Origin of the sequence: Nonomuraea turcica (genome assembly GCF_030718205.1) — a bacterium.
Taxonomy (GTDB): domain Bacteria; phylum Actinomycetota; class Actinomycetes; order Streptosporangiales; family Streptosporangiaceae; genus Nonomuraea.
Map to the genome: position 1 here is coordinate 16,554 of NZ_JAUZQF010000044.1, position 11,759 is coordinate 28,312.

The 11,759-nt window shown below is 68.4% G+C and carries 14 protein-coding genes; 9 read left to right on the forward strand and 5 right to left on the reverse strand.

The window, feature by feature from the left end; all coding sequences use genetic code 11:
• Positions 1-58 precede the first annotated feature (58 nt).
• Both Q9G87_RS56440 and Q9G87_RS56445 read right to left on the reverse strand, forming a co-directional pair.
• Positions 59-1,417, reverse strand: coding sequence for a hypothetical protein (locus Q9G87_RS56440; protein ID WP_305924958.1), 1,359 nt, complete (start codon positions 1,415-1,417; stop codon positions 59-61).
• A 223-nt stretch (positions 1,418-1,640) separates the two neighbouring features.
• A complete protein-coding gene (locus tag Q9G87_RS56445; RefSeq protein WP_305924959.1) occupies positions 1,641-2,831 on the reverse strand; it encodes an NAD(P)-dependent malic enzyme in 1,191 nt (396 codons plus the stop codon).
• 272 nt (positions 2,832-3,103) lie between these two features.
• Between Q9G87_RS56445 and Q9G87_RS56450 the strand changes: the two genes are divergently transcribed.
• The 4 genes from Q9G87_RS56450 (at position 3,104) to Q9G87_RS56465 (ending at position 6,073) form a co-directional block, all read left to right on the forward strand.
• Positions 3,104-3,973: an ABC transporter substrate-binding protein gene (locus Q9G87_RS56450; RefSeq protein ID WP_305924960.1), complete on the forward strand. Its 870-nt coding sequence runs from the start codon at positions 3,104-3,106 to the stop codon at positions 3,971-3,973.
• Complete coding sequence (locus Q9G87_RS56455; RefSeq protein ID WP_305924961.1) at positions 3,928-4,806, forward strand: amino acid ABC transporter permease; 879 nt, start codon at positions 3,928-3,930, stop codon at positions 4,804-4,806. The genes Q9G87_RS56450 and Q9G87_RS56455 overlap by 46 nt, the downstream gene beginning before the upstream one ends.
• The gene (locus tag Q9G87_RS56460; protein WP_305924962.1) at positions 4,803-5,546 is read left to right on the forward strand and encodes an amino acid ABC transporter ATP-binding protein; all 744 of its coding nucleotides are present in this window, start codon (positions 4,803-4,805) and stop codon (positions 5,544-5,546) included. The genes Q9G87_RS56455 and Q9G87_RS56460 overlap by 4 nt, the downstream gene beginning before the upstream one ends.
• Before the next feature lie 101 nt (positions 5,547-5,647).
• The gene (locus tag Q9G87_RS56465; protein WP_305924963.1) at positions 5,648-6,073 is read left to right on the forward strand and encodes a CGNR zinc finger domain-containing protein; all 426 of its coding nucleotides are present in this window, start codon (positions 5,648-5,650) and stop codon (positions 6,071-6,073) included.
• Positions 6,074-6,216: 143 nt separating this feature from the next.
• On the opposite strand, the gene Q9G87_RS56470 is transcribed toward Q9G87_RS56465, so the two are convergent.
• Complete coding sequence (locus Q9G87_RS56470) at positions 6,217-6,951, reverse strand: dienelactone hydrolase family protein (protein ID WP_305924964.1); 735 nt, start codon at positions 6,949-6,951, stop codon at positions 6,217-6,219.
• Positions 6,952-7,028: 77 nt separating this feature from the next.
• Between Q9G87_RS56470 and Q9G87_RS56475 the strand changes: the two genes are divergently transcribed.
• Positions 7,029-7,838 (forward strand): helix-turn-helix transcriptional regulator, encoded by an 810-nt coding sequence (locus Q9G87_RS56475; RefSeq protein ID WP_305924965.1) that lies wholly within the window; start codon positions 7,029-7,031, stop codon positions 7,836-7,838.
• A 122-nt stretch (positions 7,839-7,960) separates the two neighbouring features.
• Here the strand turns inward: Q9G87_RS56475 and Q9G87_RS56480 are convergent, their stop codons facing one another.
• The gene (locus tag Q9G87_RS56480; protein ID WP_305924966.1) at positions 7,961-8,332 is read right to left on the reverse strand and encodes a S24 family peptidase; all 372 of its coding nucleotides are present in this window, start codon (positions 8,330-8,332) and stop codon (positions 7,961-7,963) included.
• Between the two features lie 17 nt (positions 8,333-8,349).
• Here Q9G87_RS56480 and sodN point away from each other — a divergent pair, with 17 nt between their 5' ends.
• The 3 genes from sodN to Q9G87_RS56495 all read left to right on the forward strand — a co-directional run bounded on the left by sodN (position 8,350) and on the right by Q9G87_RS56495 (position 10,102).
• Positions 8,350-8,751 carry a superoxide dismutase, Ni gene (gene sodN, locus Q9G87_RS56485; protein WP_221519206.1) on the forward strand — a complete coding sequence of 134 codons (402 nt, stop codon included), beginning with the start codon at positions 8,350-8,352 and terminating at the stop codon, positions 8,749-8,751.
• A 128-nt stretch (positions 8,752-8,879) separates the two neighbouring features.
• Positions 8,880-9,305, forward strand: a complete 426-nt coding sequence (locus Q9G87_RS56490; RefSeq protein ID WP_305924967.1) for an ATP-binding protein — start codon at positions 8,880-8,882, stop codon at positions 9,303-9,305.
• A gap of 17 nt (positions 9,306-9,322) precedes the next feature.
• Positions 9,323-10,102 carry an RNA polymerase sigma factor SigF gene (locus Q9G87_RS56495; protein WP_020544159.1) on the forward strand — a complete coding sequence of 260 codons (780 nt, stop codon included), beginning with the start codon at positions 9,323-9,325 and terminating at the stop codon, positions 10,100-10,102.
• Here the strand turns inward: Q9G87_RS56495 and Q9G87_RS56500 are convergent.
• A complete protein-coding gene (locus tag Q9G87_RS56500) occupies positions 10,099-10,485 on the reverse strand; it encodes a hypothetical protein (RefSeq protein ID WP_305924968.1) in 387 nt (128 codons plus the stop codon). The genes Q9G87_RS56495 and Q9G87_RS56500 overlap by 4 nt on opposite strands.
• 297 nt (positions 10,486-10,782) lie before the next feature.
• On the opposite strand from Q9G87_RS56500, the gene Q9G87_RS56505 reads away from it, so the two are divergent.
• Entirely contained in the window at positions 10,783-11,748 is a 966-nt protein-coding gene (locus Q9G87_RS56505) for a diacylglycerol/lipid kinase family protein (protein WP_305924969.1), read from the forward strand.
• Positions 11,749-11,759: the final 11 nt, after the last annotated feature.

The following is an 11,759-nucleotide window of genomic DNA, read 5'->3' on the forward strand; positions in this document are numbered from 1 at the left end:
AGGCTCCGGATACTTTCCGGAGGTCACCGAAAGTATCCGGAGTTCCAACAGGGTTCGCCTATGCCGACGTCAGCTCCCGGGTGCGCTCGTGCAGCACCTTCACCACCCGCTCGTTCTTGTAAGGCTGCAGCCGCCTGCGCAGATCCTCCGCATACGACCGCGACCGCACCGACTGCAACTCCCCCGCCATCGCCATAGCCTTGCCGGCGGTGGAGCACGCCTCCTCAAGCTCCCCACACTGCACCAGCCCCGCCGCCAGCAGGGACAGGTTGAACATCCGCCCCCGCACGTAGCGGGAGTCCATGTCGAGCGAGCGACGCGCGTACCGCACCGCCCGCTCCCCCTCCCCCAGGTCGCGGAAGCAGTGCGCGAACTTGGCGGACAGGTACGCCTCGTCGAAGTAGCTCAGCCACCGGGGTTCTTCGGTGGGCTTGCGGGCGTCGAAGGCGCGTTCGGCCGCGTGGAGCGAGGCGCCGCAGGAGCGGGCGTCGCCGCGGCCGGCGTGGGCGTGGGCCTCCAGGACGTAGGCGGAGGCCAGCAGGGTGTTCACGCCCGCGCCACGGGCCGCGAGCTGGGCCGCCCGGGCCAGGTCCAAGGCGTGCGCCGGTTGGCCCACGTAGATGGCCTGGTGGGCCATGCCGGCCAGGATCTCGCCGCCGAGGGTGTGGTCGTCGGCGCCTCTGGCCAAGCGCAGGGCCTGGATGAGGTAACGCTGGGCCAGGCCGTGCTGCTCCATGTCGTACGCCATCCAGCCGGCCAGCCGGGTCAGCTCAGCGGCCGCGGCGGCCAGCTGGCGGCCGGTCGCGTCGCTGTACGAGCCCTCCTTAAGTAGGGGGGAGACGGCGCCGTCGAGGTATTTGACCACGGACGCGCGGACGTGGCCGCTACCGAAACGGTTGTCGAGCTCACCGAAAGATCGGGTGACCTCGTGGATGGCGGCGATCTCGGCGCGGCCCACGCGCCGCGTACCCGTCCCGCCCAGGCGTCCCTCTAACGGGGACGTCAGCCAGCGCATGGCTCCAATGGAGCCTGCTCCTAAAGCGAACGTCGAGTCGATCAGAAACCTCCGTCTCTCAACATCGGCCCGCCACAGCGCGGTCACAGTCGAGACCCCCTCCTGCCACGTGTGCATGAACTCTTGCCCGAGATCGAGGGGTGTAATGATGGCCGGCATTCCGAGGTCCTCCGAGGTGACCTGCCTGCCGAGCCGGAGCGCGAACAGCTCCGTAAGCAGGCAGGGCACCGGATCTCTCGGGCGCTGGCCACCGATCCAGCGCAATACCGAGCTGTGGTCATACTTCAGACCGGGGGTTCCGCGTGCGGCGCCCAGATCGTTGAGGCGCCTGGCCAGTCCCTTGTGAGAAAAGCCCGCCTCCGCGATGAGCTGCTGCAGCAGTCGATTCGGCTCGCGTACCATCGCTCTCCTTGTCGCAGGAGCCGCCGCCCACATCATTACAGCGAGCTACAGTTATAGCACCTTGCGTAAAGGATTTATGGCAGTTCCCAATGGATGTCCCCGCTCGTTTCGCTTGCGCCGCCGGCTCCGCGTGTGCTGCGGGTCGCCGGCGGCGCCTCGGTCTCGGCGAGGACCTCACTTACCCAAGGGAACGGCAAGCAATCGTCAAGCGGTCTTGAGCTGCTTAGATGCGGGCGACGCCGTCGGCGCGGGCCTGGGCGGCGACCGCGGCGGTGACGGCGGGGGCGACGCGCTCGTCGAAGGGGCTCGGGATGACGTACGCGGGCGTGACGTCGTCGCCGACGACGCCGGCCAGGGCGCCGGCCGCGGCCACCTTCATGTTCTCGGTGATGGTGGAGGCCCGCACGTCCAGCGCGCCCCTGAACACGCCGGGGAAGGCCAGCACGTTGTTGATCTGGTTGGGAAAGTCGGAGCGGCCGGTGGCGACGACCGCGGCGTGCTTGGCGGCCGCCTCGGGGTGGACCTCCGGGGTCGGGTTGGACAGCGCGAACACGATCGCGTCCTTGGCCATCGACGCGATGGCCGCCTCGGACACGGTGGATCCGGACAGGCCCACGAACACGTCCGCGCCCGCCAGGGCCTCCTCCGTAGAGCCGGTGTGGCCGGACCTGTTGGTGTCGCGGGCCAGCGCCTCCTTGAACGGGTTGAGGCCCTCTCTGCCCTCGTAGATCATGCCCTTGGAGTCGGAGACCGCGATGTCGCCGATGCCGGCCTCCAGGAGGATGCGGGTGACCGCGACGCCGGAGGCGCCGGCGCCGGCCACGACCGCGCGCAGGTCGCCGAGGGGGCGGCCGGTCAGGCGGGCGGCGTTCTGGAGGGCGGCGAGCACCACGATGGCGGTGCCGTGCTGGTCGTCGTGGAAGACGGGGATGTCGAGCAGGTCGCGCAGGCGGGCCTCGATCTCGAAGCAGCGGGGTGCGCTGATGTCCTCGAGGTTGATGCCGCCGAACGACGGCGCCAGCCGAACGACGGTCTCCACGAGGGCGTCCACGTCGGTGCAGTCGAGGCAGAGGGGGACGGCGTCGACGTTCGCGAACTCCTTGAACAGCAGCGCCTTGCCCTCCATGACCGGCATGGCGGCCGAAGGACCTATGTCGCCCAGGCCGAGCACGGCGGTGCCGTCGGAGACGACGGCGACCACCCTGGAGACCCAGGTGTAGTCGTGGACCAGCGAGGGCGTCTCGGCGATGGCGGTGCACACCCGGGCGACGCCGGGCGTGTAGGCGAGCGCCAGGTCGTCCGCGTCGCGGACGGGAACAGTGGAGCGAACCTCGATCTTGCCGCCGCGATGCAGTGCGAAAGCCGGATCGAGATCGAGTGTTTCGACGGATGCGGAAGCGGGCGTGGCAGCCACAGCGACCCCTGTAATCGTTGGTAGCGGAAGAAACCTTCGGCGGACGAGCGCGAGCGGTCTGGCTTCGGTAGCTGCCAGGATCCCCTCGGCGATCATCGTCGTGAGGGGGTTCGGGGGTCACCCGTGACCCCATAGTGCCACATGGTGAGATGGGGTTCGGTGTCGGCGCTGTCGCCGTTCCGTTGACGCATTGTTAAACCCCTGATGACGGAGCGGTGCAAAAACCCACTTAAACTGCACAAAACCCCAGATTCACTTCTAGGAGGCCGTACATGGCCCTGAGCCTTAAGGGCCGCCGTGGCTACGCCGCCGGCGTGCTCGCGCTAACCGCCGTTTTCGCCCTGTCCGCATGCGGGAGCGAGTCACCGAGCACACAGTCCGGCGCGACGTCGACCGCAGGCGCCACGGCCGCGGGCGGCGTCCAGCTGGTCTCCCCCGGCAAGCTGACCACGTGCACGAACCTGCCGTACCCGCCGTTCCAGTCGAAGGACGCCAGCGGCAAGATCGTGGGCTTCGACGTCGACATGATCGACTTGGTGGCCAAGAAGCTCGGTGTGACCCAGGAGATCGTCGACATCGACTTCGACTCCATCAAGGGTGGCGCCGCTCTGAACGCCGGCAAGTGCGACGTCGCCGCCGCCGGCATGACCATCACCGACGAGCGCAAGCAGAACCTCGACTTCTCTTCGCCGTACTTCGACGAGGTGCTCGGCCTCGTCACCAAGAAGGCCGCGGGCATCCCCACGCTCGAGGACGCCAAGGCCAAGGGCGTGAGCGTCGGCGTGCAGGCCGGCACGACGGCCCTCGACCTGGCCAAGACCAAGGGCATCGAGCCCAAGGAGTTCAAGGACTCCGGCAAGCTCCTGCTCGCGCTCCAGTCCGGCCAGGTCGACCTGGTGGTGCAGGACCTGCCGGTCGTCGTCGAGTGGATGAAGAAGCCGAACGTCTCCTCGGCCTACGAGCTGTCCGGCCAGGTCCCGACCCAGGCCCAGTACGGCTTCGCGGTCAAGAAGGGCAACGCCGAGCTGCTCAAGGCCGTCGACGAGTCCCTGGCCACGGCGATCAAGGACGGCACCTGGACCAAGCTCTATGAGCAGTGGATGGGCGCCGCTCCGGCCACGACCCCGTCGCCCGCTTCCTGATCATGACGGGCACGCCCATCACGACTGAGCCCGCGCGCAGCGGGCTCAGTCCCAGGAAACGACGACAGATCAGCCTGGGTGTCCAGTACGCCGTCTTCGTCGCCGTCCTGGCGGCGGTGGCGATGCTGGCCGACTGGCCGAAGATCGCGGAGAACTTCCTCAACGGCTCCGTCGCCGCCGGGATGTTCCCCACGCTCTTCACGGTGGCGCTGAAGAACACGCTGATCTTCACCATCGCCGGCTATGTGATCGGTTTCGTGCTCGGCCTGGTGCTGGCGCTCATGCGGCTGTCGTCCGTGGTGCCGTACCGGGTGGTGGCGCTGGTCTACATCGAGATCTTCCGCGGCCTGCCCGCGCTGATCATCTTCCTGCTGCTCGGGTTCGGTCTGCCGATCGCGTTCCCCGGCTTCAGACTGCCCGGCGACATCTACGGGACGGTGGCCCTGGCCCTCGGCCTGGTCGCCGCGGCCTACATGGCCGAGTCGTTCCGCGCCGGCATCCAGGCGGTGCCCAAGGGACAGATGGAGGCGGCCAGGTCGCTCGGCATGAAGCCGGGCCGGGCCATGCTGTCGATCATCCTGCCGCAGGCCATCAGGATCGTGATCCCGCCGCTGACCAACGAGCTGATCCTGCTGTTCAAGGACTCCTCGCTGGTCTTCACGCTGGGCGTCACGGCGGCGACCACCGAGCTGACCAAGTTCGGCTCCGACACGACGATCGAGCAGGCCAACAGCACGCCGCTGATCGTGGCGGGCGCTACCTACCTGCTCATCACGATTCCGCTCGGCATCGTGGTCCGCCGCCTCGAAGCGCGTCAGGGGAGGAAGCGGTGACGCACGCCGTAGAGATCAGGGATCTGCACAAGTACTTCGGCGACAACGAGGTGCTCAAGGGCATCGACTTCACGGTCGATCCCGGACAGGTCGTCTGCGTCATCGGACCCTCGGGCTCGGGCAAGTCCACGCTGCTGCGGTGCGTGAACCTGCTGGAGACCCCCACCAAGGGCCAGGTCTTCGTGAACGGAGCCGAGCTGACCGATCCCGACGCCGACATCGACGCCGCGCGGCGCCACGTCGGCATGGTGTTCCAGCAGTTCAACCTGTTCCCCCACCTGACCGTGCTGCAGAACGTGATGGTCGCGCAGCGGCGGGTGCTGGGAAGGGGCAAGAAAGAGGCCGAGATCGTCGCCAGGGAGAACCTGAACAAGGTCGGGGTCTCCGAAAAGAGCGACGCCTACCCCGGCCAGCTCTCCGGCGGGCAGCAGCAGCGGGTGGCCATCGCCAGGGCGCTGGCCATGAACCCGGACCTGATGTTGTTCGACGAGCCGACCTCGGCGCTCGACCCGGAGCTGGTCGGCGACGTGCTCACAGTCATGCGCAAGCTGGCGGAGGAGGGCATGACCATGCTCGTGGTCACCCACGAGATGGGGTTCGCGCGGGAGGTGGCCGACCGCGTGGTGTTCATGGACGGCGGCGTGATCGTCGAGGAGGGTGAGCCGGCCAAGGTGATCGGCAACCCCAGCCACGAGCGCACCCGCGCGTTCCTGCGGCGCGTCCTGCACCCAGAGGGGTGACCGGCCCCGCGGGCTGACCACCCCGCGGGCTGACCGCCCGGCGGGGTGACACCGAGCAGGCGGGGTGCTCCGGCATCCCGTCGCTCGTGTAATACTCCGGCATGGACCTGACCTCTTACGCCGAGTGGGCGGTCCGCCTGGCCAACGACCCCGCGCCGCCTCCCGACCTGATCCGGCTGCGCGATGAGCTGGCCGCGGTCTTCGACGCGGCCGGTGACGAGCGGGCCGTGGCGGAGCTGCTCAACGCCCTGCTCGTGCGTTATCCCGTACGTCCGCAGCTGTCGGACCACGACGGCCACGACTGGCACCTGCACCTGGCCGAGGACCCCGCCGCCACCGCCGTGATGGGACTGGCCTCGGTCGTGGCGGAGCTGGGCGTGGATCGGCTGGGCCGCTGCCGTGAGCCCCACTGCGGGCAGGCCTTCCTCGACACCTCGTCCAACCGCTCCCGCCGCTACTGCTCGGCCCGCTGCGCCAGTCGCGCCAACGTCGCCGCCTTCCGCGCCCGCCGCAAGAACGGCTCCTGAGCGACCCCAACGGCCCCAGGCCCCTACGAGCGGCCCCCATCGGCCCTATGAGCGGCTCCTGAGTGCCCCAGGCCGCAAGAACGACTCCTGGGCCGCAACCGAGGCCCCTAGCCGCGACGGGTGCAGCTCGTTCTGAGGGAGTCTCAAGAGTCGGCGAGGAGGCTCAGGACCCGGGTCCAGGCGTCGTCTCGGGCCTTCTGGTCGAAGGCCGGCGTTCCGGGCCAGAAGAATGCGTGAGCGACGTCGGGGTAGATGACCATTTCGTGCTTGACGTCGGCTTGCTCCAGTGCGGCGCGGATCTGGCCGCGCTGGCCCGTGTCGATCAGTGTGTCGTGCTCGCCGACCAGATAGAGCAATCGGCCGCTGATCCCAGGGGTCAGGTCCAGCGTGGGGGTGGGCTGGCTCATCGGGATATCGGTGGTGGGCAGCCAGCCGCCGTACAGCACGGCGGTGTGGCTGATCGGCAGTTGGCAGGCTGCCAGGTAGGCCAGGTGGCCGCCGGAGCTGAAGCCGATCATCGCGGTCTGCTGAATGTCTGGCTGCGCGCCCAGCCAGCTCAGGCAGGTGTCCACGTCGGTCAGGGCCTCGTTGCGGCGCAACTGGTGCAGGAGGGCGAATCCTTCTCGGCGCCCGGCGTCGGTGCGTTCGAGCCAGCGTCCGGGTTCGGCGTGCCGGTGATAGAACTCCGGCACCAGGGCCAAGTACCCGGCCTGCGCCAAGGCATCGGCCACGCCCCGGATGTCGGGGTTCACTGCGAATAGCTCGTGCGCCACGAGCACCGCGACCGGGGCGGCGCGGCCGACCGGGCGGGCCAGGTAGGCGGGCAAGGTGGTGCCATCGGCCACGGGGATGGTGATGGTTTCCCGGATGATCGTCATGGGCCGAGCATGGGCGCGACTGAAACTGGTAACCAGAGCAGCTTGTTACTGGTATTGGCATGACTAGGCTGCGCTGTATGGCAACAACCGGTGATCTGCAGGCCCTGGGACAGTTGCTCCGGTCCCGGCGCGAGCGCCTGCGCCCCGGCGATGTCGGCCTGCCCGCCGGAAGCCGCCGGCGCACGGCGGGACTGCGCCGCGAGGAGGTCGCGCTGCTGGCCAACATGTCCGTTACGTACTACACGTTCCTCGAGCAGGGCCGGCCCGTGCGACCCTCGGCCCAGGTACTGGACGCCCTGGCCGACGCGCTGCGGATGTCCGGCGCAGAACGGCAGTACCTGTGGGTGCTGGCCCGCGGCGGCGAGGACGGGCCCGGCCCTGGCACCGCCGCGGCACCGGCGGAGTGGATCGATCCCGAAGTCGTCGCCCTGGTACAGCGGCTCGAGCCGTTCCCGACGATCGTCAAGGGACGCCGCTGGGACGTACTGGCCTCCAACCCCGCCGCGCGTGAGTTGTTCGCCGACTGGGACGCGCTGCCCGACGGCCAGCGCAACCTCGTACGCTGGATGTTCACCGCGGCGCACGCCCGAACGGTGTATCTCGAATGGGAACCGGAGGCCCGGGCCATGCTCGGCCGATTCCGGCTCGCCGCGGCCGGCCATCCGGACGATCCCGGCTTCGAGGCCCTGATCGAGGAGCTGAAGGGGGACAGCGAGGAGGTCCGGCAGTGGTGGCCGCGGCATGACGTCATGGCGGTGGGCAACGGATCGAAGAAGCTTCGCCATCCGAAGCTCGGGCCGCTCAACTACAGCCACGTCGTACTACAACTCGCAGACAACCCCGACCAGACCCTGGTCACCTACTCGGCGGCAGGCGCGGTCGGCTGAGGGGAAATGGCGTGGCATATGGTCGTCCCGGGCAGCGCTGCCCATTTGCCATGGCCCGAACCATGAATCCCCAGCTCAGCCACTCCCTCAGAACGAGCTACACCCAGCCGCGACCGCGGCCCCTAGCGTCGCCACCTCCTCATCAGCGGCCAGTAGCGCAGCACGACACGCCCCACGATGTCGTGCACCGGCCCGAAGTCCCAGCTGTCGCGCCGCCCGCTGGCCCGCTGGTTGTCGCTCTCCAGCCACCACCCGTCCGCCCCGTGCCACTGAGCCCGTTTCACGATCAGCTGATCGGGATCGCCGGGAAGCCTGGCCACCACGAGATCCCCCGGGTGGACGGTGGCGTTCCTGCGGACAAGGAGCCAGTCACCCGGAACCAGCCCTGGGCGCATGGAATCCCCCTCGACACGCACTCGCATACGCGCTGACCCCCCACTCCGCAGGCATTGCGACCCGAGTAAGGTCGGTTGTGGACCAAGCTGATTCAGCATCCAGGAAGGACTTTCTGATGCTCGCACGACTGCTACGACCCAAGCATGTCGCTTCCGCACACTGCGACCTGCCCTGTGGGGTCTACGACCCTGCTCAGGCCCGTATCGAGGCCGAGTCGGTCAAGGCGATCATGGAAAAGTACGCGGCCAACGAGGACGCGGTCTTCCGTGCCCGCGCGCTGACCATCAAGGAGGAGCGCGCCGAGCTCGTCAAGCACCACCTGTGGGTGCTGTGGACCGACTACTTCAAGCCTCCGCACCTCGAGCAGTACCCCCAGCTTCACCAGCTTTTCTGGGACGCCACGAAGCTCGCGGGCGCCGCCGGCGCCAAGGGCACGGTCGACGTCTCCAAGGCCGAGGACCTGCTGGGCAAGATCGACGAAATCTCCAAGATCTTCTGGGAGACCAAGGCCGCCTAAATCGGCACATAAGGCTCTGTGCGGTCACAGGCCGCGCAGAGCCTTTTCCGTCGATGGCGAGTCTGAATCGTCCAAGCACCTCTCAGGGGCGGTAAGTTGCAGTTGGCGTCGGATTCGCGAGGAGGAACGTGACCGAGGAAACCGAGACGCGCGCGGAAGGCGTGGCCGGCATCCGTGACGTGGTGAGCATCAGGCTCCCCGCCGCGAGCGCCTACCTGTCTGTGTTGCGTACGGCCACCGCCGGACTGGCGGCGCGGCTGGACTTCACGCTGGACGAGATCGAGGATTTGCGGATCGCGGTCGACGAGGCGTGCGCCATGCTGCTGAGCGAGGCGGTGCCCGGCACCGACCTGACCGCCGAATTCGAGCTGACCGGGCACGAGATGCACGTCAGCGTCGAGGTGGCGACGGTCGGGAGCTCCGCGCCCAAGCGCGACGACTTCGCCTGGATGGTCCTGACCGCCCTGGCCGACGATGTCGACGCGGTGACCGACTCCCCCGATCGCATGGCGATCGTCCTGCGTAAGCGCCGAGGCGCGGCGAGGTCGGCGTGACGGAAGGGACTGGAGCCATGGCCACCAGCGAACACGCCGTGCCCGACAGGGTGCGCGCCCGCCAGCTGTTCGCCGAGCTGGCCGAGCTGGGGCCCGAGGAGCCGCGCCGCCAACGCATCAGGGACGAGCTGGTCGAGCTTCACCTTCCCCTGGTCGAATACCTCGCGCGCCGCTTCCGCAACAGGGGTGAGTGGCTCGACGACCTCACCCAGGTCGCCACGATCGGCCTGATCAAGTCCATCGACCGCTTCGACCTCAACCGCGGCGTGGAGTTCTCCACCTACGCGACGCCGACCATCGTCGGCGAGATCAAGCGGCACTTCCGCGACAAGGGCTGGGCGGTCCGCGTGCCGCGCCGCCTGCAGGAGCTCAAGCTCTCGCTGACCAAGGCCATCAGCGATCTGTCGCAGCGAGAGGGCCGCGCCCCGACGGTGGCCGAGCTGGCCTCCTACCTGAAGATGACCGAGGAGGAGGTGCTCGAGGGCCTGGAGTCGGCCAACGCCTACTCCACCGTCTCGCTCGACGCGCCGGACTCCGGCGACGACGACGCCCCCGCGGTGTCCGACTCGCTCGGCATCGTGGATGAGTCGCTCGAGGGCGTCGAATACCGCGAGTCGCTCAAACCCCTGCTCGAGCGGCTGCCGCCGCGGGAGAAGCGCATCCTGCTACTGCGCTTCTTCGGCAACATGACACAGTCGCAGATCGCCACCGAGCTGGGCATCTCGCAGATGCACGTCTCGCGCCTGCTGGCCCGCACGCTGGCGCAGCTGCGCGAGGGACTGACGGCCGAAGACTAACCGTCGCCGTAACCGAGCGCGCGGGTGGTGGGGGGTAGCAGCAGCGTCACCAGCCCGGCCAGGGCGACCACGATCAGCGGGATCCCGAGCTGCGGCTGGTCCGACTGGATGAGCGTGACGGCGACGGGCGCGATGAAGATCTGGGCCAGCACGCCGGGCGCGCGTCCCCACCGCTCCATCTTGAACAGCCCGCCCCAGGCCACCCAGAGCAACCCGGCCCCGACCAGCGCGGCGAACGCCGCCACGGCCAGGGCCGAGGTCATGTCGCCGGGCTTCCCGATCAGCGCCTCCACCGCGGCGAAGACGCCTAGCCCGAGAGCGACGAGGCCCTCCAGGGCGACGACGGCGGCGGCGGTGATGAGGGTCCACGGACGCTTCGACACACGCAAACCTTATCCATCCCCTCCTCAGGTCCCCCGCGCGGCTTTCACGGAATGTCCTCCGTACGGCTCGCTCCGCAGAACAAGCTGTTCCACGTGACAAGGAACAGGCCGAAAAGTGAAACGGATCATGGCCGCGGAAGCCGTGGGTGTCCTGGCGGATCCTCTGACCATCGCAGGGTCTGTCGCCGTTCTGGTGGATGACCTCTTGCAGACTTTCGATCAATCGACGAACTAACCCATCGAGAATCGGACATTCGGTCGATCAGATAAACCAGGATCGGTGGATACGCTGGCATCATGCGCGCGATGTTGCTGGTGAATCCCAAGGCCACGACGACCAACGCCCGCACGCGGGACGTGCTGATCCGCGCGCTCGGCGCGGCCGTGGAGCTCACCGTCGAGGAGACCCGCTACCGGGGGCACGCGGCGGCGCTGGCCGCCACCGCCCGGGCCAAGGGATACGACGTGGTGGCGGTGCTGGGCGGCGACGGGACGATCAATGAGACCGTCAACGGCCTGCTCAACCCCATCAACGGCGACGACGCCCCGCTCCCGGAGGATCCCAGCGCCACCCGGCCGGCGCTGATCGTCATCCCCGGCGGCAGCGCGAACGTGTTCGCCCGCGCGCTCGGCCTGCCCAACGACCCGGTGGAGTCCACGGGCGCGGTGCTGGAGGCGCTCAGGGAGGGCCGGCGCAGGACGGTGGGCCTGGGGCAGGCCCTCTGGGAGGGGCAGAGCAGATACTTCACGTTCTGCTCGGGGATGGGGTACGACGCCGAGGTTGTACGGGCCGTAGAAGGCCTGAGAGGGACGGGCCGGAAAGCTACCCCGGCCCGGTATGTGAACACGGCTCTACGGCACTACCTGGCCACGGACAAGCGGCATCCGGCGATGACGCTGACCGGTCCGGGGATCCCGACCGCCAAGGGCTTGTTCATGGCGATCGTTTCCAACACCTCACCGTGGACATATGTCGGTGCCAGGCCGGTCCGGCCGACCCCGTGGGCGAGTTTCGAGACGGGGCTCGACCTGCTGGGACTTCGCCGCCTGGGGTTGATGACGCTCACACCGGTGATCCGGCACATCCTCACGGAGAGTGACGCGCTTCCGTCCGGCCGGCACCTCGTTCAGCTGCATGACGAGGCCGAGTTCACGCTCACCGCGGAGCGCCCCGTGGCCTTTCAGCTGGACGGGGACTACCTGGGAGAACGCGAAATCGTGACATTTCGGTCTACACCGAACGCGTTACAAGTTCTGGTCTAGACGGTTACATT